This window comes from Streptomyces sp. S465 (genome assembly GCF_026898115.1).
Classification (GTDB): Bacteria; Actinomycetota; Actinomycetes; order Streptomycetales; family Streptomycetaceae; genus Streptomyces; species Streptomyces luomodiensis.
Map to the genome: position 1 here is coordinate 8,688,776 of NZ_CP114036.1, position 19,899 is coordinate 8,708,674.

Sequence of the window (19,899 nt, forward strand, 5' to 3'; positions counted from 1 at the left end):
CGGATCACCTCTCGGCGTGGCGCAGGTGCCGCACGGCGGCGCGGCCGACTCCCGCCGCGGCCGTCGCCACGACCGCGGCGGTGCCGGCGGTGGCCGTCCACCGGGCCGCGGTCGAGGGCCGCGGCGGCCGCTGCGCGAGACGTTCGGGCCGCTCGCTGGGCAGGGTGGTGTCGAGCCCCAGGGCCAGTGCCTCGGCCAGGTGGAGGGCCCCGCGGCCGGTGTCACCCTGTTCGATCTGGGTGCGGCAGCTGAAGCCGTCCGCGAGCAGCAGGCTGCCGGGGGCGGCCGCGCGGACGGCGGGCAGCACGCCCTGTTCCGCGACGGCCATGGAGACCTCGTGGTGGCCGCGTTCGAAGCCGAAGTTGCCGGCCAGCCCGCAGCAGCCCTCGTCGAGGACGTCGGTGACGAGATGGGCGCGGCGCATCAGCTCGCGGTCCGCGTCGTCCTTCATGATCGCGTGCTGGTGGCAGTGGGTCTGTACGACGGCCTGCCGGGCGAGCGCGGGTGGCCTCCAGCCGTCGGGCGCGTGGTGGACGAGGTGTTCGGCGAAGGTGCGGAACTGCCCGGCCAGCCGGCGCACATCCTGGTCGGCCGGCATCAGTTCGGGGGCGTCGGCCCGGAACACCGCGGTGCAGGAGGGTTCCAGGCCGATGACCGGGGTGCCCGCTTCGAGGTAGGGCCGCAGCACGCCCAGCGTGCGGCGCAGCACCCTCTTCGCGGCCGTGAGCTGCCCGGTGGAGATCCAGGTCAGACCGCAGCACACGGGCCTGGTCGGAACGGCGACCCGGAAGCCGGCGTCCTCCAGCACACGGACGGCCGAGATGGCGATCGAGGGGTGGAAGTAGGTGCTGAAGGTGTCCGGCCACAGCACCACGGTCCGCGGGTCGGCCGGATCCGGTGTGCCGGACGCACGGGCCTGCCACCACTGGAGGAAGGACCGCCGCGCGAACACGGGCGCCTGGCGTGCGCCGTCCACCCCGGCCAGCCGCTTGCCCACCCGGGCCAGGCCCGGTGCCTGGACCGCGGTGTTGACCAGCGCGGGCGCGATGCGGGACAGCCGGGCCCACACCGGGAGCCAGCCCATGGAATAGTGCGCCGCCGGGCGCGGGCGGCCCGCGTAGTGGTGGGCGAGGAACTCGGCCTTGAGCGTCGCCATGTCCACCCCGGTGGGGCAGTCCGACTTGCAGCCCTTGCACGCCAGACACAGGTCCAGGGCGTCCCGCACCTCGGTCGAGCGCCAGCCGTCGGTGACGGCGGAGTCCGCGTGGCCGTCGAGCATCTCGAACAGCAGCCGCGCCCGGCCGCGCGTGGAGTGCTCCTCCTCCTTGGTGGCCCGGTAGGACGGACACATCACACCGCCGTGGTGGCTGCGGCAGTTGCCGATGCCGACGCAGCGCATGACGGCGCGGGTGAAGGAGTGCTCGTCATCGGGGTAACCGAACTCCGTCGTGGGGGTGGCCGGCCGCCACCCCGGGCCCAGGCGCAACTGGCCGTCGACCGGGTGCGGATCGACGACCTTGCCGGGGTTCATCCGGTTCTCCGGGTCGAACAGGGACTTCAGCTCGCCGAACGCGGTCACCAGGCGCTCACCGTACATACGGGTGAGCAGCTCGCCCCGGGCCTGCCCGTCCCCGTGCTCGCCGGACAGCGAGCCGCCGTAGGAGGCCACCAGGTCGGCGGCGCGTTCCACGAAGCGGCGGAAGTCGGCCACCCCCTCGGCGGTCTTCAGCCCGAACGGGATGCGGGTGTGCACACAGCCCTGCCCGAAGTGCCCGTACAGCGAGGGGTGGTCGTAGCCGAACTCCCCGAACAGGCCCTTCAGATCGCGCAGGTAGTCACCCAGCCGCTCGGGCGGGACGGCCGAGTCCTCCCAGCCCTCCCAGGTCTCCCGGTCGTCCGGCGGCCGCGCGGTCACCCCGAGCCCCGCCTCGCGGGCCTTGAGCATCCGCTGCTCGCGCCGGGGATCGTCGGAGAAGGTCACCCTGGCGTCCTTCTCGTCCCGCCCCAGCGTGCGCAGCAGCGCGTGCGCCTGCTCGTCGACCTCCTCCTGGCCGTCCCCGCTGAACTGCACCAGCAGCCAGCTCTCGCCCTCCGGAAGGGCGTTGAGCGATTCGAGGTAGGCGTGTTCCTCGCGCATCAGCTGGGCCATCCGCCCGTCCAGGGCCTCCAGTTCGCTGGGCGCGCAGTGTTCCAGGAGCCGGGGTACGTCGTCGGCGGCGGCGCAGATGTCGTCGTAGCCGAGCACCAGCAGCGACTGGTACGCCGGGACGGGCACCAGGTCGAGTTCGGCGCGCACCACCGTCACCAGGGTGCCCTCGCTGCCCACCAGGGCCCGCGCCAGGTCGAAGCCGTTCTCCGGCAGCAGCGAGTCCAGGTTGTAGCCGGAGACCCGGCGCGGGATCTTCGGGTAGCGCCGGATGTCCGCCAGATACTCGCCGACGATGCGGTCCAGCCCGGCGTAGATCTCGGCCCGGCGGCCGCCCTCCGCCGCGATGCGCGCACGCTCGGCCCCGGATGTCGGCCCCACCCACATCCGCACCCCGTCGTAGGTGACGATCTCCAGCCGGCGCACGTTGTCCACGGTCTTGCCATAGGCCTGGGCCGACGCCCCGCACGCATTGTTGCCGATCATGCCGCCCAGCGCGCAGTGGCTGTGCGTGGACGGCTTCGGCCCGAACTGCAGCCCGTCATCGGCGAGTTGGCGGTTGAGCTCGTCCAGGACCAGCCCCGGCTCCACCACGCAGGTGCGCGCCTGGGCGTCCACCGAGACCAGGGCGTCGCAGTACTTGCTCCAGTCGATCACCACGGCGGTGTTCGTCGACTGGCCGGCCAGGCTGGTGCCCCCGCCCCGCGACAGGACGGGTGCGCCGAAGCGGGCGCACACCTCCACCGCCCGTGCCCCGGCCTCCACATCGCGGGGGACGACCACGCCGATGGGCACCTGACGGTAGTTGGAGCCGTCCGTGGCGTACGCCCCCCGGCTGCCCGCGTCGAACCTGACCTCGGCGGCCACCTCCGCACGCAGTGCCCGCTCCAGGCCCCCGCTGTCCACCCCTGGCACTCCCTGGCGTTGCTGCCCGCCTTCACGCATGCCTGCGCCCCGTCAGGTGCTCGGCGTACTGGGCGGCCTTCTGCCGTATGCCCCGGCGGGCGATGCCGGCCAGCTCGGGGTCGTGCAGGGCGGCCTTCACCGTCTTCTTCGCCTGGGGGGCCATCAGGTGCGGCGGGATCGGCGCGATCTCCTGGTCGACCTTGAACTCCAGGACGACCGGGTGGTCACTGGCCAGGGCCTCGTCCCAGGCCCTGCCCACCTTCTTCGGCGCCTCGCACCGGATGCCCCGCAGCCCCAGCAGCTCGGCGTACGCCCCGTAGGGGATGTCCGGGATGACCTGGGAGGCGGGGTACTTCGGGTCCCCGGCCATGGCGCGCTGTTCCCAGGTGACCTGGTTGAGGTCCTGGTTGTTGAAGACGCAGAAGACCAGCGGCGGGCCACCCGCCAGCCGGTCCATATAGCGCTTGACGGTGATCATCTCGTTCATGCCGTTCATCTGGAACGCGCCGTCTCCCACGAAGGCGATCACGGGACGGTCCGGATGGGCGAACCGCGCCGCGATCGCGTACGGCACTCCGGGGCCCATGGTGGCCAGCGTGCCGGACAGCGAGGCGTCCATCCCGGCGCGCAGCCTCAGATGGCGCGCCCACCAGTTGGTGGCCGAGCCCGAGTCGGCGGTGAGGATCGCCCGGTCCGGCAGGCGCGAGGAGAGCTCGGCGGCCACCGACTGGGGGTTGATGAGGTCCCCGAAGTGCTGGCCGGACCAGGTGGCGCAGATGTCCTGCCACTCCCGCACGTCCTTCTCGACCTTGTTTCTCCAGCTCCGCTTCTCCTTGCGCCGCAGCAGCGGTACGAGCTCCCGGAGGGTCTCCTTGGCGTCGCCGATCAGATGGGCGTCCATGGGGTAGCGGATACCGATCATGCGGCCGTCGATGTCGATCTCGACACCGCGGGCCTGCCCCTCGTCCGGCAGCCACTCGGAGTACGGGAAGCTGGTGCCGATCAGGAAGAGGGTGTCGCACTCTTTGATCATCTTGTCGCTGGCGGTGCTGCCCAGCAGACCGATCGGCCCGGTGACGTACGGCAGGTCGTCGGCGAGGACGCCACGGCCCAGCAGCGCCTTGGCCACACCGGCGCCCAGCAGGTCCGCCACCGCGACGACCTCGTCCGCGGCGTCGGCCGCGCCCTGCCCGACGATGATGGCCACCTTCTCGCCCTCGTTGAGCACATCGGCGGCGCGGCGCAGTTCATCGGGGTCGGGCAGGACCCGGGGGCGGCTCCAGCCCACGCTGGAGAAGACCGATCCGTGGGCCTTGGGCGGGGAGGGCTGGGCGTCCTCCTCCTGGATGTCGTTGGGGATGACGATGGTCGACACGCCACGGGTGGTCAGCGCGGTCTTGAAGGCGCGGTCGATGACATGCCGCGCCTGGCCGGGGTGGGTGACCATCTCGCAGTACTCGGAGACGTCCTCGAACAGCCGGTCCAGATGGATTTCCTGCTGGTAGTGGGAGCCCAGGCTGAGCCGCTTCTGCTGGCCCACGACGGCGACCACCGGCTGGTGGTCGAGCTTGGCGTCGTACAGACCGTTGAGCAGATGGACGGCGCCGGGGCCGGAGGTGGCGGTGCAGACTCCCACCTCGCCGGTGAACTTCGCGTGGCCGCAGGCCATGAACGCGGCCATCTCCTCGTGCCGGACCTGGATGAACTCAGGGTCCCCATGGGCCCGGTCGAACGCCCCGAGCAGACCGTTGATCCCGTCCCCCGGATAGCCGAAGACCCGGTGCACACCCCACTCGCGCAGACGAGTCAGCACGAAGTCCGATACCTGAGCCACGGCGTCCTCCTCGGTAGTACTGCACGGAGCACTCGCACAGGAGTAGCCGTTCGCCGGACGAGTAAACCTGGCGCCGTGTGCCCTCCGCGTCCGCCGTGCATGGGCCGCGGCCGGACCGGGCACCCGGCCGGTGGCGACAGACGAGGGAGGACAACACCGTGAGCGGAGAGAAGAAGGGCGCCCGGACGGCGACCGAGGAGATCGAGGAAGAGATCACCGAAGCCGAGACGAGGGTGACCGGCGACGAGGAGGACAGCCGCTACGGCGAGTCGGGCGACGCGCTCACCCCCAACACCGACGCCCAGGCCCAGAGCCAGGGAGAGCGGGAAGAGGGCGGCGGAGAAGACGGGCGGCGGGCGGGCGTCAGCGGGTGAGGCGGGGGAAGAGCGCCTCGGCGCTGGCGCGGTCGATCGCCTCGGCCTGGCCGGGGGTGAAGTCCGGGTAGCTCTCCAGGAAGCGGTTGTAGTAGCTGCCCGCGTCCTGGGGAGCGAAGGGCCAGTCGCTGCCGTAGAGGACGTGGCCGGGCTCCGCGAAGGTGAGCAGGGCGGGCAGCGCGCTGGGGCTGGCGGACAGGGCGGTGTCGAAGTAGAACCGCTTGAGGTCGCGCAGCACGTCCTCGGCGCCGCGGTCCGGGTCGACGACGGTGGAGGTCAGGCCGGAGAAGCGATAGGCGGCGTAGGGCAGGAAACCGCCGCCGTGGGAGAGGATCACCCGTACGTCGGGGTACCGGCTCATGACGCCGCTCAGCACCAGGTTGAGCGCGGTGCGGGTGGTGTCGAAGACGTAGTCGGCCAGCGGGGCGGGGGTGCCGGGCAGCAGCGGCATCGGCGGCTGGGCGGGGTGGACGAACACATTGGCCCGGCGGCGGTCGAGTTCGGCCCACAGCGGTTCGAAGTGGGGGTCGCCGAGGTAGCGGCCATGCGCGTTGGACATCAGCACCACGCCGTCGGCACCCAGGGTGTCCAGCGCGTGGACGGCCTCGGCCACCGCGCCGTCGAGGTCGGGCAGCGGGACGCTGGCGAAGTGGCCGAAGCGGTCGGGGCGGTCCTTGACGACCTCGGCGCCGTACTCGTTGACGGCGCGGGCCAGGGCGCGGCCGTCCTGGTCGCTGTCGAGGTGGACACCGGGCGCGGTGACGGACAGCACCCCGGTGGCGATGCCCTGCTGGTCCATCATCGCGATCGCGCCCCGAGGGCTCCAGGCGGGGATGGCCCAGCCGCCGGAGTCCAGGCCGCGCGCGTCCAGGGCCTTCGCCCAGACGGGCGGAACGATGTGCTGGTGAACGTCGATGCGTGCGGGGGAGTCCATGGTGTTTGTCATGGTGTCCGCCATGGTGTTTGCCTCCCTAGAGATTAGCTTGCTAACTATTACGTTGAGTAAGCTAACAGCTATGCGAGAGACCGGCAACCGCCCCTTCGACGAGAGCCCCGCACCGGCCCCCGAAGCCGGGGTTGAGGAACTGGCCCAGGCCGCCGACCAGCTCTTCTACGCCATGCGCCGCTCCCGGGCCGCGACCGCGGGCCAGGCCGTGGACGGACTGTCGCTGGCGCAGCTGGCCCTGCTCGACCTCCTGGCCGGGGAGGGGGCGGGGGCCGGCCTGCCGGTCAGCAGGCTCGCCGCGTCCGCCGAGGTCAGCGTCCCCACCGCGACCCGGATGCTCAAGCAGCTCGAAGCCAAGGAGGTGGTGACCCGGCGGCGGTCACCCGAGGACGAGCGCCAGGTCCTGGTCCGCCTCACCGAACACGGTGCCCGCCGGCTCGCGGCCATGCGCACCGAGCTGCGTGAGCGCCAGGCCCGCGCGCTGTCCCGGTTCACGCCCGAGGAGCGCCTCCAGCTCGCCGCGCAGCTGCGCCGGCTGGCCGGGGCCATCACCGACCGGGACCGCTGAGCCCCGCGTGGCGGAGTGGCCGACGCTGGAGGGGCGGTGTCAGTTCGCCGTGCCGCCGTGCCCGGTGGCGGCGCCGTCCCTGGCCGCCTTGAGATTGGCCTTCTTCCTCTTGTTGCCGCAGGTCGACATGGAGCACCACCGCCGCCTCCGACCACGGCTGGTGTCCACGAAGAGCCCTCCGCAGGTGCGTTGCTCACAGCGCTTGACGACGCCGTCGCCATCGCCGCCGAGCGTGGCGACGGCGTCCAGGGCGACGATGGCGAGCGCGGCGCGCGCGGGATCGGCCTCCGGCAGCCGCCACCGAGCCCGCCCGCCGGTGAGGAAGAGGCGTGCCCGGTGACGCGCGGTCCAGCGGTTGAGCAGATCCTCGTCCGCCGGGTCCGGCACGTCGCCGGCGGCGATGGCGGTGCCGGTCCGGTGGATGGCCTCACGCAGTTCGCGAGCGTCGCGCAGGAGGGCCTCGGAGACCGGCATGTCCGCGTCGCCGAGCCCGTTGACGGCGAGCCATGCGCCGAGCTGCTCCGGGACGGCGATCCGTTCCACGGGATCGCCGCGCCGCTCGCTGAGCGTGGCGACGAAGCGGAACGCGAGGATCTCGTTGCCGAGGCGGAATTCCCCGTGGTGCCGCGCGGCGGCCGGGGACGAGGTGCTTCGTGCAGCGGGAGAACCGGTCATGGTGGTTCATGATACGCCCTCCGGTCCCTGCAGGGCCACCGTTTGACTTCCCTCCTTCGAACCGTCTTAGCTGGTTCACATGAACCACTTGAACCCAGCCCCCAGCCGTCCTGGGGAAGCGCCTGGCCGTCCTTCGCCGGGCCGTCCTTCCCCAGCCGTGCCGGCGGCTCCCGCTCGCCCCGGGCGGCACCGGACGGCGTTCTGGGCCGTGGCGGCGGTCTTCACCGTCGTCACCGCGTTCTCGACCGTGCCGACGCCGCTGTATCCGCTGTACGAGGAGCGCGACGGCTTCGGTGCGTTCACCGTGACCGTGGTGTTCGCGGTGTACGCGATCGGCGTGGCCGCCGGACTGGTGCTGGCCGGCCACCTCTCCGACCGCACCGGCCGGCGCCCGGTCCTGGCCACGGCGCTGATGTGCGAACTGGCCGCGGCGGTCCTCTTCGCCGTCTGGCCCGCGCTGTCGGGCCTGCTCCTGGCCCGGTTCGTCACCGGGCTCGCCGTGGGCATGGCCACCCCGACCGCCACCGCCTACCTCCAGGACCTGCACGCACGGGCCCGGCCCGGGGCCGGGCCGGGCCGCTTCGAGACCGTGTCCACCGCGGCCAACGTCGGCGGCCTCGGCGTGGGGCCACTGGCCGCCGGACTGCTCGCCGCGTACGCCCCGGCCCCGGTCCGGCTCCCGTACGGCGTCTTCGCGGTGCTCCTGGCCGTCGGCGCCGCCGCCGTCATGGCCCTCCCGGAGACGGTCGACCGCCCTGATGTGCCGGTGCCGTACCGCCTGCAACGGGTGAGTCCGCACGCCGGCGCCGCCGTCTTCTGCCTGGCGGTCGCGTGCGTCTGCGCGGCGCTGGCGGTGTTCGGGCTCTTCACCTCCCTGGCGCCCGGGTTCATCGCGAGCACCCTGCACCAGGACTCCCCGGCCGTCGCGGGCGCCACGGTGTTCGCCGTCTTCGCGGCCGCCGTGCTCGGGCAGATCCTGGCCGGCGCCCTGCGGCCCACGGCCCGCCGGGGCGTCGGTGTCGCCGCGGAGGCCGCCGGATGCGCCGCGGTCGCCGTGGGCATGGTCCGTGCGGACGCCGCCCTGTTCATCGCCGGCGGCATCGTCGCCGGCGCCGGAGCCGGCACTCTGTTCAAGGCGGCCGTCGCGCTGGTCGCGCACGCCGCTCCGGCGGGCGCCCGCGCCGAAGCGCTCACGGCCTTCTTCCTCGCCGCCTACACCGGCCTGGTCGTCACCTCCCTCGGACTCGGTGTCGCCGCCCAGTTGACCGACCCGACGACGGCGACGCTGTGGTTCGCCGGTTTCCTGGCCGTACTCCTCGCCGCGATCGTCCTCCTGGGCCGGGCGGGCGGCCTCGACCGCCACCGTCTCGCACCGTGAAACCGCGACCGCGAACGACCGGCCTCGGTCTCCTCGGGCGGCCCTCATGAGCCCCTGGGTCAGCCCGTGGGTCCGGGGGAGGCCGGCCGGCGGGGCAGCAGCGTCACCGCGAGGGCCGGGACGGCGGCGAGGACCAGCCAGCGGACGGTGGCCGGGAGGCCCAGGTCGAGCAGGGAGCCCGTGGCCGAACTGCCGATGAGGACGATCAGACCGGAGACGGAGGACAGCGCGCCGGTGTAGAGGCCGAGCCGGGTGTCCTCGGCCAGATCGGGCACCCAGGCGCGGGCAGCCGGGACGACCAGCATCTGGCCGAGGGTGAGCAGGACGACGTAGCCCGCGGCGGGCAGCAGCCCGACGGTGCCCGTCCAGGCGGCGGGGCGGGCGGCGGCCACGACCGCGAAACCCGCCGCGATGAGCAGCAGCCCCGCGGTCATCGAGCGGCGCAGGTCGAGCCGGTCGCCCGCCCAGCGGGTGACCGGGAGCTGGGCGCACACGACCAGCAGCGAGGACAGGGCGAACAGCCAGGACAGCGGCACCTGGGAGCCCGCCGCCCGCTCCACCTCGTCCGGCAGGGCCAGGTAGAGCTGGTTGTACGCGAGCAGATAGCTGCCGTACGCGCAGCACAGGGCGAGGAACCGGCGGTTGCGCAGCAGCACACGGACCCCGCCCCGCTCCCGGACCGGGACCCGGCCGGGGATGTGCCGCGGCATCAGCCACGCGTGCCCGGTGAGGACGAGCAGGAAGACCCCGGCCCCGGCGAGGCACGCGGCGCGGAAGTCCACGGTGAGCAACAGCCCGCCGAGCAGCGGACCGATGAACGTACCCGCCTGGCCGCAGGCGGTGAACAGGGCCAGCACCCGGGTGCGTGCGCCATGGCCCTCCCGCTCCCAGGCCACGGCCTGCCGGGCCACCTCCGACTCCACCGCGGGGGAGAACAGCGCGGCGGCGAAGCCGATCAGCAGCACCGCCCCGATCACCGCCCAGGTCCGCTCCGCGTAGCCGAGCCAGGCGAAACCCGCGATCCGGGCGGCACAGCCCGCCAGCACGACCGGGCGCACACCGTGGCGGTCCACCAGCCAGCCGCCGACCACGAACAGACCCTGCTGGCTGAAGGTCCGCAGCCCGAGGACGAATCCGACCAGCCAGCCCGCCATGCCGATCGCGGTGCCGAGGTGCTCGGCGAGGAAGGGCAGGACGGCGAAGAAGCCGATGTTGAACGCGAGTTGCGTCAGGATCAGCAGCCGGAGAAGCGGGGACAGGCGCGCCCAGGTGCGCTCGCGTGGGGACGTGGACGACGTCCGGGCGGCTCGGCGGACCGGCCTATTGCGCAGGACATGCATCTGCTCATCGTACGCAGCAAGGCGCGGTGCGGTAAGACGCGGTAAGGGCTCGGTCTCGGTGCCGAAAGCCCGGTCCTTTTGAGGAAGTCGCCACGGAACGCACGGTAGTTCCGGGGCCAGGGGCGGGAAATTCCGCACGCCCGCATGGCTATACCGTGGTCCGTCCCCGGGCGCTTCGCATGCCGCGGCGATCAGCCGTACGCGAATTCCCGGCGCTTTTCCTGCTTGGCGTTTTCCTTTTTCCCACAGTTTTTCCCACAGTGGAGCGGCGATGATTTCTCCCCCGGCCGGCCGGGTCCGGCCCGAACCTCTCCCCATCGGCGAACGACTGCGGCCCGCAGGGCCGGTCGCGGGTTTCCTCGCGCTGCTGGCCCTGCTGTTCGCGCTGGCCTACGCGGTGGGCGGGCTCGCCGGTCCGGTGGCTCCCGGGATGCGTCCCGCGGGCGGTGGCGGGCAGGGGCACAGCGGGCCCGCCGAGCACGGCGACATGGGTGACCCGCACGGCACGCACGACATGGGGGCTCCCGCCGCGGGCGCCGGGCGGAGCGGGAGCCGGTGATGGCACGTCGGCCCTCTCCCACCTCTTCCACGGCCGCCCCCGCCGCTCCGGAAGACCCGGTGTCCACCGTCCTGGTGGTGGACGGCATGACGTGTGCCGCGTGTGTGGGCCGGGTCGAGAAGCGACTCGGCCGCCTCGAAGGGGTCCACGCCACGGTGAACCTCGCCACCGGCCGCGCCAAGGTCGCCCACCCGGCCTCGGTGTCCGTCGAGGCGCTCGTGACCGTGGTCGAGGCCGCCGGATACCCGGCACGGCCTGCCGAACCCACCGCCGGTTCCGGCGGGACACCGCGGACCGCGCGCCCGGCGCCGGGCCGGGCTCCGGACGACGGGCGGCCCGGGAGCGAAGAGATGAGTGAGCGTCAGGAGCGAGACCGGCTGGTGATCACCGCGCTGCTGGCCGTCCCGGTGCTGGTGCTGTCGATGGTGCCCGCGTGGCAGTTCCGCAACTGGCAGTGGCTGTGCTTCGTCCTGGCCGCGCAGGTCGCCGTCTGGGGAGCGTGGCCCTTCCACCGCCGCGCGCTGCGCGGGCTGCGGCACGGCACGGCGACGATGGACACCCTGGTCTCCCTCGGCGTCACGGCGTCCTTCGCCTGGTCCGCGTACGCCCTGTTCCTGGGGGGAGCGGGCCTGCCGGGCATGACCATGCCGCTGACGCTGCTGCCCTCCGCGAGCGGCGGGGTGGCCCATGTGTATCTGGAAGCGGCCGTCGGTGTGCCGCTGTTCGTCCTGGCGGGGCGGCGGCTGGAGGCCAGGGCCCGCCGGGGTACGGGGTCCGCGCTGCGCTCCCTGGCGGAACTCGCCGCGAAGGACGTGGCGGTGCGGCGCGGCGGTGGGGAGTGCCGGGTGCCGGCGGCCGAGCTGGCGGTCGGCGAGGTGTTCCTGGTCCGGCCGGGAGAACGGGTGGCCACCGACGGCACCGTCGTCGAGGGCGGCTCCGCCCTGGACCTCTCCCTGGTCACCGGGGAGAGCCACCCGGTCGAGGTCGGGCCCGGTTCGGCGGTGATCGGCGGCGCGGTGAACTCCGGCGGCCTGCTGGAGGTACGGGCCGACGCCGTGGGCGCCGACACCCAACTCGCCCGGATCACCCGGCTGGTGGAGGACGCCCAGACCGGTAAGGCGGCCATCCAGCGGCTCGCCGACTCCGTCGCCGCCGTCTTCGTCCCCGCCGTGCTGTCCGTCTCCGTCACGGTGCTCGGCTTCTGGCTCGGTGCCGGGGCCGATCCGCAGGCCGCGATCACCGCGGCGGTCGCCGTCCTGGTCGTCGCCTGCCCCTGCGCGCTGGGCCTGGCCACCCCCACCGCGCTGCTGGCCGCCACGGGACGCGGGGCGCGGCTCGGCATCCTGGTCAGCGGGGTCGAGGCGCTGGAGCGTCTGCGGAAGGTCGACACCGTGGTCCTGGACAAGACCGGAACCCTCACCACCGGCCGGATGAGCGTCGTCGCCGTCACCGCAGCCGCCGGTACCGACGCCGACGCGGCCGAGGTGCTGCGCCTGGCGGCCGCCGTCGAGCAGGGGTCCGAACATCCGCTGGCCCGCGCCCTCGTCACCCACGCCCGCCGCCAGGGGAACGGACCGCTGCCACGGCCGGTCCGCTTCGCCGCCGTCCCCGGCTCCGGGGTGAGCGCCCTGGTGGACGGCGAGGAAGTGGCCGTGACGCGGCCCGGAGAGCTGCACGGGCTCCCCGATGACCTGCGGGAGGCGGTCCGCGCCGCCGAGATGGCCGGCCACACCGCGGTGCTGGTCCGCGTGGCCGATGTCCCCCGGGCGGTCATCTCCGTGGGCGACACCCCGCGTTCCGACGCCTACCGCGCGGTCGAGCATCTGCGCCGGCTGGGGCTGCGGCCCGTCCTGGCCACCGGGGACCGGGAGGCGACCGCGCGGGCCATCGCCGGACAGCTGGGCATCACCGAGATCCACGCCGAGGCGCTGCCCGAGGACAAGGCCGCGCTGGTCGCCACCTTCCGGAAGCACGGCAGCCGGGTGGCGGTCGTCGGCGACGGCGTCAACGACGCCGCCGCGCTGGCCGCCGCCGACCTGGGCATCGCCATGGGCGGAGGGGCCGACGCCGCCATCGGCGCCGCCGACGTCACACTCGTCCGCGAGGACATCCAAGCCCTTCCCGACGCCGTGCGCCTGGCCCGGCACACCCTCGCCACCATTCGCGCCAACCTGGTGTGGGCCTTCGGCTACAACTTCGTCACCCTCCCGCTGGCCGCCGTCGGCCGGCTCAACCCGATGGTCGCGGCCGCGGCCATGTCGGCCAGTTCGCTGCTGGTCGTGGGCAACAGCCTGCGCCTGCGCGCCTGGAACCCGTCCCGGCCACGCGCCTTCGGCCGCCGCTCCGGGCGGGCCCGCACCGCGACCCGATGGGAGACCTCGTCGTGATCCCCCGATCCGCTGACGGCACCCGGGCCCCGGCGCCCGAGACGGGCCGTACGCCCTGGTGGCCGTTGCGTGCCGCCGCGGTCCCGCTGCTGGCCGGACTGCTGACCCTCGGCACCCTCGTCGCGTGGACCACCGCGGGCAGGGCGGGCACCCCCGCCGCCCTGAGCGTCCGCGACGGACGCGTCTTCGTACCGCAGAATCCCGAGGCCACGGCCGCGTTCTTCACCATCGTCAACAGCGGCGGCAGCGACGACCGGCTGATCGGCGTCACCGCACCGGCCGGACAGCGCGCCATGCTGAGCCGGTCCGTCGTGACCGGCAAGGGGGCACGCGGTATGCGCATGATCTCCGCCGTCACCGTGCCGGCGGGCGGGACTCTCCGCATGACCGCGGACACCGTGGATGTGATGATCGAACCGCCGCCCCAGATCTCTCCGGGGGACCGGCTCACCTTCACGCTGCGCTTCCGCGACAGCCCCGCGGTCACCACCCGGGCGCTGGCGGTACGCCCCGGCGGGTGACCGGGGCGTACCGCCACAGCGCCGCGCCGCTCGCCGTGCGCTCGGACCGGGGCATGCGCCTCGCGTCAGCGCGCGGCGAGCGGCAGTTGGTCGAGGGCGCCGGATTTGGCCTGCGCCACCAGGTCCCGGAACTGTTCCTCGCTCATCTGCACCCGCTGGCCGAAGTCGTCCGTGATCCGGACGCGCCGCTCCGGCTCCGCGCCGGTGTCGACGAAGAGCTGGGGACAACCGCAGTCGCAATTGCCGCAGAACGTGGCCAGGGGCTGCGCCTCGATTTCCCGCACAGTGCACCACCTCGATTTTCGGAATGACAGGAGAGGGGACAGCGGCCGCTGATCCGGTCGTGCCCCGATCAGCGGCGCCCCGAAACCCTTTTGACGGAAAAGAAGGAAACGGATCGCGCGGGGGAACTGAAAGGGACGGGCGAACGACTTCCTGAGGGGCCCACCATAAGCAGGGGCCCATAAGTGAAGGACCCCATAAGTGAGGGACCCCTTATAAGCGAGGGGACCACCATACGTGCGGGAACCTCAGGAAGAACGGCCGGCCCGGGTGCGGTGGCGGGCGAGCGGTCGCGCCGCCTCCACCGCACCCGGGTGTCCGTCACCGAACCGGCGTCAGACCATGGCCCCGGCCGTGGCCGGTACCCGGGGAGCGCCGATCCGGGCCGCCGCCGCCGGCTCCGGGCCGGCTGGTTCACCCTCCTCGGCGGTGAGCTGAGTGATCAGGGTTTCCCGGGCCCTGGCCACGCGGGAGCGGATCGTGCCGACGGGGCAACGCGCCACGGCGGCGGCCTCCGGGTAGGTCAGCCCCAGCAGCTGGGTGAGCACGAACGCCTCCCGCCGGGCCCTGGGCAGCGCGGCGAGCAGTTCGCCGAGGGCGACGCTCTCGTCGAAGCCCGGTACACCGCGCGGCTGACTCCGTTCCGCGGCCGCCTGCCAGTCGTCGGTCGCGGCGACCCTGGGGCGGGCCGCCAGCCGCCGGATCCGGTCGGCCACCACTCTGCGCGCGATCACCAGCAGCCAGGTACGCGCCGACGACCTCCCCTGGAATCCGGGGAGGCTGCGCAGCGCGCGCAGATAGGTGTCCTGCACCAGATCGTCCACCGCCTGCGGGTCACCGCTCAGGTGCGCCACATAGCGGCGGACGTCCGGGCGGGTGGCGCGGACGAACTCCTCCACGGCGACCGGGTCACCGGCACGGGCCGCGAGTGCCCATGACGTCACGGCGGCGTCGTCACGCATCCCGCACCTCCCCGCACCGGCCACCACTCGCGTCGGAGAGGATGGGGACATGTCGTGCTCGCGGATCCGAACCGCCCTCTCCGCCCGTCTCGACGGTGAGGAGCTGCCGCCGGGGGTCACCGAGGAACAGGTGGCGGCCCACCTCGAGGCGTGTGCCGCCTGCCGGCTGTGGGAGACCCGGGCCCAGCGGCTCACCGAGCACATCGCGCGACTGACGGAGGCGGACACCACCCACGGCGGAGGAACAGCGGGACGGCCGCGCCGGCCGTTCTGAAGCTCCGGCGCGCTGCCATGGGCGCCGCACGGAGGGGAATACGGGATCGGGCACCGATGGCCTCGGCATCCGGACAGGAAACATCATCGGGAGTCCTTCGTATGATCCGGTCACCGTGTCGCACGGCACCGGCACAATGAGTGACCAGGGCGCGGCAGCCTCGGCGGTGCGATGGCGCACCCGGGCGCGCCCCGGTGGGGAACGGACCGGCTGTCAGCGGACAGCGGGCACCGGCGGCGGACCCCGCAGGGAAATGGCGTTGGCGAGCAGGAGTTCCCGTGCGGCGCGGCGCGGCTTCTCCCGTGTGACACGGGCGGACGGCAGGACGTCGGGAATGACGACGCCGAAGACGACGAGCAGCGGGGCGAACAACCGGATGGCCGCCGCGCGCGCCAACTGGAAGGCCGCGCGCTCGCCGCCCCACAGCCACCACGCGCTCAGGACGGCGACCAGAAGGTGTGCGGCGAGCATGCCGGACATGGTTCCGTGCATGCCGTCGTGCGCCATGGACGGCACCGTCATGGCCATATGACCGGCCGTCATCCCACCGCCGGCGTGCCCGTGTTCCGCCATGGCGGGGGCCGCGTCCCGGAGCAGTCCGCCCAGCCCGGCGTCCCGGACCACCCGCGCGGCGTCGCCCTCGGCAAGCGGGGCACGCCCCGGTCCGCACAGCAGGAGGTCGGCCCAGCGCCGGGACAGCGACGGCCCGGAGCCACTGCCGCCGTCCAGAGCCTGGCCGAACGAGAACGCGGTGTGCAGCGCCGCCTGTGTGCCCACGGTGAGCAACCCCACCGCCACCGGGCCGCGCTCACGGCCGGCACAACACCACGCACCGGCGACCGCGGCCGCCAAGGCGCCCAGCAGGGTCGGCAAGGGCACCCGGACACCCGATGTCACCACGTGTCCCAGGGCCGCGAGCAGCACGCAGACCACCGCGAACACCGCGGCCCGCACCGTTCTGAGCATCCGCCCCGCATCCATGACGCCGCTCATCGTCTCAGCGGGGCGGGAACGCCGGACGGCCGGGTGCCGTACGAGGTGCGCGACGGACACACTTTCGGCCGGCTCCCGCACGAGAGGTTCCCGTCGGCCACCCGTTCGACCACACTCCGTGGTGCGCGTCACGCCACCGCTCCGGAACTCCTGTCTCCGGAGGCCCGACTACTGGACCGGTACGGCTCCGGCCGACCGGTCACCGGCCCCGACCCAGGAGTTCCCATGTCCGCCGAGCCCGTTGTCCCCGACACCGAGGACGGAACACCGCCGCCGGACGCGCCGCCGCCCGGCGCCGCGCCCCGGACAGCGGACTTGGGCGGCGGCCCGCGCGGCTGGTCGGGCCTGCGCCCGCTGGTCCTGCGACTGCACTTCTACGCGGGCGTCCTCGTCGCGCCCTTCCTGCTCGTCGCCGCCGTGACCGGGCTGTTGTACGCGGCCTCCACCCAGGCCGAGAACATCGTCTACGACCATGAGCTCCGGGTCCCGGCCGGTACGAGCGAACTGCCCCTGTCCCAGCAGATCGCCGCCGCCCGCAAGGCCCACCCCGAGGGCGAGATCAGCGCGATCCGCCCCTCGCCGGAGGCGGGCGCGACGACCCGGGTGCTGCTCTCCGGCGTCAAGGGCGTCGACCCCGAACACACACTGGCCGTCTTCGTGAACCCGTACACCGGTGAGGTGCGCGGCGCGCTGGAGCAGTACGGAACCAGCGGTGCGCTGCCGCTGCGCACATGGATCGACGACCTGCACCGCAATCTGCACCTCGGCGACACCGGCCGGCTCTACAGCGAACTCGCCGCCAGCTGGCTGTGGGTGATCACCGGTGGCGGGCTGGTGCTGTGGCTCGCCCGCCGCCGCACGGGCCCGGTGAAGCGGAAGCTGCGCGCGACCGCGTTCCCGGACCGCTCCGCCACGGGGCGCAGAAGGGCGATGTCCTTTCACGGCTCGGTCGGCGTCTGGGCGGCGCTGGGGCTGTTCTTCCTGTCCGCGACCGGTCTGACGTGGTCCACCTACGCGGGCGCGAACGTCACCGACCTGCGCGCCGCCCTCGGCCAGGCCACGCCGGCCGTCAGCTCCGCCGTCGGCGGCGAACACGCCGGACACGGCTCCATGGACGGCATGGAGGGCATGGACATGGGCGGGTCGGGAGGACCCGGCGGCTCGTCCGCCGATGTCGGCTTCGACGCCGTCCTCAAGGCCGCCCGCGCCGAGGGCCTGGACAACCCGGTGGAGATCGTCCCGCCCGCCGGGCCCGGCACCGCGTACACCGTCAGCCAGATCCAGCGCAGCTGGCCGGAGAAGCAGGACGCGGCCGCCGTCGACCCGGCGACCGGTCAGGTCACCGATGTGGTGCGGTTCGAGGACTATCCGCTGCTGGCCAAGCTCTCCCGCTGGGGCATCGACGCCCATATGGGGAGCCTGTTCGGGCTGCCCAACCAGATCGCCCTGGCCGTCCTCGCGCTCGCCCTGGTCTTCCTGATCGTATGGGGCTACCGGATGTGGTGGCAGCGCGGCCGGGCCGGTGCCTTCGGCCGCCCCATCGCGCGTGGCGCCTGGCGTCAGGTGCCGTCGTACGTCCTGGCCTCGCTGGTCGTCGCGATCGGGGTGCTCGGCTACTACCTGCCGCTGCTCGGCATTCCGCTGGCCGCCTTCCTGGTCATCGACATCGCGCTCGGCCGCCTGGCCGACCGGCGTGGGAAACGGACCGGCGCGGCCGGCGCCTGAGCCGGCCACGGGGCGGCCGTCCGCGGCCCGCCGGACCGGGCCCCCTCCCGGCTTGCCGCTTTTGCCCGGCCGGCCCTACAGTTGGCGGGCCGTGGTGTACGGGAAGACCGGTGCGAAACCGGAGCGGCCCTCGCCACTGTGATCGGGGAGTTCCCGTCCCGTTCCGCGGTCGGTCGGACCGTGCCGCGGAGCCACTGGTCGCCCATGGCGGCCGGGAAGGCAGGGGCGGGCGCGGCGACCCGTCAGCCAGGAGACCGGCCACGGCATCTCACGAGATGATCCACGAGGTGCTGGAGCGTGATCGCATGACCCTGCCCACCCCATCGCGATGGCGGCGCGAGGACACCGTCCGGACCGCCGGGCTGCTGGCGGTGATACTCATCCTGCACGCCGTCGCCTTCGGTCTGCTCTTCCTGGTCGTGGCGCCCCGTCACTACGAGGTCGGCGCCAAGACGTTCGGCGTCGGCCTGGGCATCACCGCGTACACCCTGGGCATGCGGCACGCCTTCGACGCCGACCACATCGCCGCCATCGACAACACCACCCGCAAGCTGATGGCGGACGGCAAGCGGCCGGTGTCCGTCGGCTTCTGGTTCGCGCTCGGCCACTCCGGTGTGGTGGTCGCCCTGGCCGCGCTGGTGGCCGGCGGGGCCCAACTGGCCGGCACCCTGGTCAACGAGGACTCCGGGACCCACCAGGTGCTCGGCGCCGTCGGCACCACGGTCTCCGGCGCCTTCCTCTACCTCATCGCCGCGCTCAACCTGGTGGCCCTGCTGGGCATCCTGCGCGTCTTCAAGGCGATGCGCGCCGGACAGTACGACGAGACGGAACTGGAAGCACATCTGGACGCCCGTGGCTTCATGAACCGCGTCCTGGGCCGCTTCACCAAGTCCATCACCCGGCCGGGGCAGATGTTCCCGCTCGGCTTCCTCTTCGGGCTCGGCTTCGACACCGCCACCGAGGTGGCCCTGATGGTGATGGCCGGAAGCGGCGCGGCCGCCGGGCTGCCCTGGTACGCCATCCTGTGCCTGCCGCTGCTCTTCGCCGCCGGGATGAGCCTGTTCGACACCCTCGACGGCACCTTCATGAACGTCGCCTACCAGTGGGCGTTCGCCAACCCGGTCCGCAAGGTCTTCTACAACCTCGCCATCACGGGTCTGTCCATCGCGGTCGCCTTCCTCATCGGCACCATCGAGCTGATCAGCGTCCTGCACGACAAGCTCGAACTGCGGGACGCCGTCACCGGCTGGATCTCGGCGCTGAACCTGGACAACGTGGGCTTCATCATCGTCGGTCTGTTCGTGGTGGTGTGGGCCGCGGCGCTGGCCTACTGGCGGCTGGCCAAGGTCGAACAGCGCTGGGCCGTCCGTACCGCGCGCGCCGACGGCGGCTGACCCCAGCCTCCTCCATGTGCCCGGCGCCCGGCACATGTCCCGGCGTCACGGAATCTCGCCCATCGCGTCGGGCTCCCACGCGTACACGGCGGTGACGGCCTTGACGAACGCGCGGTGGCGTTCCTCGATCTCCTGAGCCATCCAGGACTCCACCGGCTCCCCTTCCTCGAGGACACGATGCACCTGGACGCAGGTCAGCGACAACTCGTCGGCAGCGGTTCGGACCGTCGCGGGACCCACCACATCGACCCGCAGCCGAGCCGAGCGGAACCGTTGCCGCGCCGCCTCTGCCGCCTCCGCCGTCGTCGTCGGCTGGATGAGGGCGTCCGTGTACGCGTCGGTGGCGCTCAGGATGACCTGATAGGCGTCATGCCGGGCCTGGAGGAGCCATCGCTTGGACTCCACCCGCGCCTGGTCCTCCACCTGCTGGCGTGCGGCCTGAACGGTCTTCTCGCCGCCGATCCGCGCCGCCCGTGCCGAGAAACCGCCGCCGATGAGGGCACCCAGCAGGGCCACCAACCCGGCGAACAAGGCCGCGAGTCCTTGATCCATGAGGTCTCCTTCCCTCCCTGCGCACGGAATTACCGCCGTGGGGGGACGAGCGCAAGAGCCGCACGGTTCGACCCGACCCGACA

The 19,899-nt window shown here is 73.0% G+C and carries 18 protein-coding genes and 1 riboswitch; of the genes, 9 read left to right on the plus strand and 9 right to left on the minus strand.

Going from position 1 to position 19,899, the window contains the following annotated elements:
• Positions 1-4: 4 nt before the first annotated feature.
• On the minus strand, positions 5-3,091 hold the full coding sequence (locus N6H00_RS36625) for an FAD-binding and (Fe-S)-binding domain-containing protein (protein WP_268976176.1): 3,087 nt from the start codon (positions 3,089-3,091) through the stop codon (positions 5-7).
• Positions 3,084-4,886 (minus strand): thiamine pyrophosphate-requiring protein, encoded by a 1,803-nt coding sequence (locus N6H00_RS36630; protein WP_268976177.1) that lies wholly within the window; start codon positions 4,884-4,886, stop codon positions 3,084-3,086. Before N6H00_RS36630 ends, N6H00_RS36625 begins: the two co-directional genes overlap by 8 nt.
• 158 nt (positions 4,887-5,044) lie before the next feature.
• Here N6H00_RS36630 and N6H00_RS36635 point away from each other — a divergent pair, with 158 nt between their 5' ends.
• On the plus strand, positions 5,045-5,260 hold the full coding sequence (locus N6H00_RS36635) for a hypothetical protein (RefSeq protein ID WP_268976178.1): 216 nt from the start codon (positions 5,045-5,047) through the stop codon (positions 5,258-5,260).
• On the opposite strand, the gene N6H00_RS36640 is transcribed toward N6H00_RS36635, so the two are convergent.
• A complete protein-coding gene (locus N6H00_RS36640; protein ID WP_268977258.1) occupies positions 5,250-6,194 on the minus strand; it encodes an amidohydrolase family protein in 945 nt (314 codons plus the stop codon). The genes N6H00_RS36635 and N6H00_RS36640 overlap by 11 nt on opposite strands.
• Positions 6,195-6,276: 82 nt before the next feature.
• On the opposite strand from N6H00_RS36640, the gene N6H00_RS36645 reads away from it, so the two are divergent.
• Positions 6,277-6,774: a MarR family transcriptional regulator gene (locus N6H00_RS36645; protein ID WP_268976179.1), complete on the plus strand. Its 498-nt coding sequence runs from the start codon at positions 6,277-6,279 to the stop codon at positions 6,772-6,774.
• A 39-nt stretch (positions 6,775-6,813) separates the two neighbouring features.
• Here N6H00_RS36645 and N6H00_RS36650 read toward each other — a convergent pair whose 3' ends face one another.
• Positions 6,814-7,449 (minus strand): CGNR zinc finger domain-containing protein, encoded by a 636-nt coding sequence (locus N6H00_RS36650; RefSeq protein WP_268976180.1) that lies wholly within the window; start codon positions 7,447-7,449, stop codon positions 6,814-6,816.
• Positions 7,450-7,657: 208 nt separating this feature from the next.
• Between N6H00_RS36650 and N6H00_RS36655 the strand changes: the two genes are divergently transcribed.
• Positions 7,658-8,827, plus strand: a complete 1,170-nt coding sequence (locus tag N6H00_RS36655; protein ID WP_268976181.1) for an MFS transporter — start codon at positions 7,658-7,660, stop codon at positions 8,825-8,827.
• Positions 8,828-8,886: 59 nt separating this feature from the next.
• Here the strand turns inward: N6H00_RS36655 and N6H00_RS36660 are convergent, their stop codons facing one another.
• Positions 8,887-10,167, minus strand: coding sequence for an MDR family MFS transporter (locus N6H00_RS36660; protein ID WP_268976182.1), 1,281 nt, complete (start codon positions 10,165-10,167; stop codon positions 8,887-8,889).
• A 271-nt stretch (positions 10,168-10,438) separates the two neighbouring features.
• On the opposite strand from N6H00_RS36660, the gene N6H00_RS36665 reads away from it, so the two are divergent.
• The 3 genes from N6H00_RS36665 to N6H00_RS36675 are packed head-to-tail and all read left to right on the plus strand — an operon-like array spanning position 10,439 to position 13,634.
• Complete coding sequence (locus N6H00_RS36665; RefSeq protein WP_268976183.1) at positions 10,439-10,726, plus strand: hypothetical protein; 288 nt, start codon at positions 10,439-10,441, stop codon at positions 10,724-10,726.
• Entirely contained in the window at positions 10,726-13,113 is a 2,388-nt protein-coding gene (locus N6H00_RS36670) for a heavy metal translocating P-type ATPase (RefSeq protein ID WP_268976184.1), read from the plus strand. Before N6H00_RS36665 ends, N6H00_RS36670 begins: the two co-directional genes overlap by 1 nt.
• Positions 13,110-13,634, plus strand: coding sequence for a copper chaperone PCu(A)C (locus tag N6H00_RS36675; RefSeq protein WP_268976185.1), 525 nt, complete (start codon positions 13,110-13,112; stop codon positions 13,632-13,634). Before N6H00_RS36670 ends, N6H00_RS36675 begins: the two co-directional genes overlap by 4 nt.
• Before the next feature lie 65 nt (positions 13,635-13,699).
• Here N6H00_RS36675 and N6H00_RS36680 read toward each other — a convergent pair whose 3' ends face one another.
• Both N6H00_RS36680 and N6H00_RS36685 read right to left on the minus strand, forming a co-directional pair.
• A complete protein-coding gene (locus N6H00_RS36680; protein WP_268976186.1) occupies positions 13,700-13,918 on the minus strand; it encodes a hypothetical protein in 219 nt (72 codons plus the stop codon).
• A 333-nt stretch (positions 13,919-14,251) separates the two neighbouring features.
• The gene (locus N6H00_RS36685; protein ID WP_268976187.1) at positions 14,252-14,878 is read right to left on the minus strand and encodes a sigma-70 family RNA polymerase sigma factor; all 627 of its coding nucleotides are present in this window, start codon (positions 14,876-14,878) and stop codon (positions 14,252-14,254) included.
• A gap of 49 nt (positions 14,879-14,927) precedes the next feature.
• Here N6H00_RS36685 and N6H00_RS36690 point away from each other — a divergent pair, with 49 nt between their 5' ends.
• Positions 14,928-15,152, plus strand: coding sequence for a zf-HC2 domain-containing protein (locus N6H00_RS36690; RefSeq protein ID WP_268976188.1), 225 nt, complete (start codon positions 14,928-14,930; stop codon positions 15,150-15,152).
• A gap of 213 nt (positions 15,153-15,365) precedes the next feature.
• Here the strand turns inward: N6H00_RS36690 and N6H00_RS36695 are convergent, their stop codons facing one another.
• Entirely contained in the window at positions 15,366-16,118 is a 753-nt protein-coding gene (locus N6H00_RS36695; protein WP_268976189.1) for a PE-PGRS family protein, read from the minus strand.
• A 252-nt stretch (positions 16,119-16,370) separates the two neighbouring features.
• Between N6H00_RS36695 and N6H00_RS36700 the strand changes: the two genes are divergently transcribed.
• Together N6H00_RS36700 and N6H00_RS36705 are read left to right on the plus strand one after the other, a co-directional pair.
• Entirely contained in the window at positions 16,371-17,870 is a 1,500-nt protein-coding gene (locus tag N6H00_RS36700; protein ID WP_268976190.1) for a PepSY-associated TM helix domain-containing protein, read from the plus strand.
• Positions 17,871-17,945: 75 nt separating this feature from the next.
• Positions 17,946-18,147: riboswitch (cobalamin riboswitch) on the plus strand.
• The gene (locus N6H00_RS36705) at positions 18,146-19,264 is read left to right on the plus strand and encodes a HoxN/HupN/NixA family nickel/cobalt transporter (protein ID WP_268976191.1); all 1,119 of its coding nucleotides are present in this window, start codon (positions 18,146-18,148) and stop codon (positions 19,262-19,264) included. It overlaps the preceding riboswitch by 2 nt.
• 45 nt (positions 19,265-19,309) lie before the next feature.
• Here the strand turns inward: N6H00_RS36705 and N6H00_RS36710 are convergent, their stop codons facing one another.
• On the minus strand, positions 19,310-19,816 hold the full coding sequence (locus N6H00_RS36710) for a hypothetical protein (RefSeq protein WP_268976192.1): 507 nt from the start codon (positions 19,814-19,816) through the stop codon (positions 19,310-19,312).
• Positions 19,817-19,899 lie beyond the last annotated feature (83 nt).

What these genes read in the sequence shown, in the direction of transcription:
- N6H00_RS36670 (WP_268976184.1), top strand. Translation starts at nt 10,726, where the DNA reads ATGGCACGTCGGCCCTCTCCCACCTCTTCCACGGCCGCCCCCGCCGCT.
- N6H00_RS36650 (WP_268976180.1), bottom strand. Translation starts at nt 7,449, where the DNA reads ATGACCGGTTCTCCCGCTGCACGAAGCACCTCGTCCCCGGCCGCCGCG.
- N6H00_RS36660 (WP_268976182.1), bottom strand. Translation starts at nt 10,167, where the DNA reads ATGCATGTCCTGCGCAATAGGCCGGTCCGCCGAGCCGCCCGGACGTCG.
- N6H00_RS36710 (WP_268976192.1), bottom strand. Translation starts at nt 19,816, where the DNA reads ATGGATCAAGGACTCGCGGCCTTGTTCGCCGGGTTGGTGGCCCTGCTG.
- N6H00_RS36700 (WP_268976190.1), top strand. Translation starts at nt 16,371, where the DNA reads ATGTCCGCCGAGCCCGTTGTCCCCGACACCGAGGACGGAACACCGCCG.
- N6H00_RS36705 (WP_268976191.1), top strand. Translation starts at nt 18,146, where the DNA reads ATGATCCACGAGGTGCTGGAGCGTGATCGCATGACCCTGCCCACCCCA.
- N6H00_RS36640 (WP_268977258.1), bottom strand. Translation starts at nt 6,194, where the DNA reads ATGGACTCCCCCGCACGCATCGACGTTCACCAGCACATCGTTCCGCCC.
- N6H00_RS36695 (WP_268976189.1), bottom strand. Translation starts at nt 16,118, where the DNA reads ATGCTCAGAACGGTGCGGGCCGCGGTGTTCGCGGTGGTCTGCGTGCTG.
- N6H00_RS36690 (WP_268976188.1), top strand. Translation starts at nt 14,928, where the DNA reads ATGTCGTGCTCGCGGATCCGAACCGCCCTCTCCGCCCGTCTCGACGGT.
- N6H00_RS36665 (WP_268976183.1), top strand. Translation starts at nt 10,439, where the DNA reads ATGATTTCTCCCCCGGCCGGCCGGGTCCGGCCCGAACCTCTCCCCATC.
- N6H00_RS36645 (WP_268976179.1), top strand. Translation starts at nt 6,277, where the DNA reads ATGCGAGAGACCGGCAACCGCCCCTTCGACGAGAGCCCCGCACCGGCC.
- N6H00_RS36625 (WP_268976176.1), bottom strand. Translation starts at nt 3,091, where the DNA reads ATGCGTGAAGGCGGGCAGCAACGCCAGGGAGTGCCAGGGGTGGACAGC.
- N6H00_RS36685 (WP_268976187.1), bottom strand. Translation starts at nt 14,878, where the DNA reads ATGCGTGACGACGCCGCCGTGACGTCATGGGCACTCGCGGCCCGTGCC.